We start from the raw sequence: 544 nt of genomic DNA, 5'->3' as shown, positions 1-544 counted from the left end.
CAGTGTCCGGCTGTCGATAATCGCCGTTGTCGGCTCAGCCTGTTTTCCTGCAGCCAGCCGCAGCACAGCCCGGAGATCGTGGACAACAGCCTCGAAACATCCCGCTTCCATTCAGCGCCGGGATTGCTGGTAAACCGCAGTCCACGGCGGAAGATCGTTCGGTATCGCCCGCCATGCAATACTGTCGCAGATCACATACCGCAGACCGTTGAACAGCTCCCGCAGATCATGATGGCGTGGTTCCGCGTCTTCCTTCATCAGAAGAAGATACGGAATAACCAGCGACCACTCTTCGTCACTGATATCAGACGGATACGGTTTGCGTGCAGTATTCATCCATCTTTACAGCACCACTCAGACACGAAAGTACATAACACCCTCTAGCAGCCTGTCGGGTTGGGGTACCCTGTGAAGGGGTAAGGTTGTAAGGTGTTGAGATGAGCAGCTTCATCCCGTTTGACCGGTCTCAGCCGTATCTTCTGCCGCCTGATCTGAAGTCGTGGCTTCCGGCTGACGATATGGCGCATTTCGTTGTTGCCGCCGT

Annotated in this window: 1 pseudogene; it reads right to left on the bottom strand. The window is 55.3% G+C overall.

Features of this window, described 5'->3' with window-relative positions:
• A pseudogene (locus GOB93_RS21070) lies at positions 1-336 on the bottom strand (transposase); the annotation flags it as partial.
• Positions 337-544 lie beyond the last annotated feature (208 nt).

It is taken from the genome of Acetobacter musti, from assembly GCF_011516835.1.
GTDB classification, from domain to species: Bacteria; Pseudomonadota; Alphaproteobacteria; order Acetobacterales; family Acetobacteraceae; genus Acetobacter; species Acetobacter musti.
This window is presented reverse-complemented; position numbering and strand designations above follow the sequence as displayed.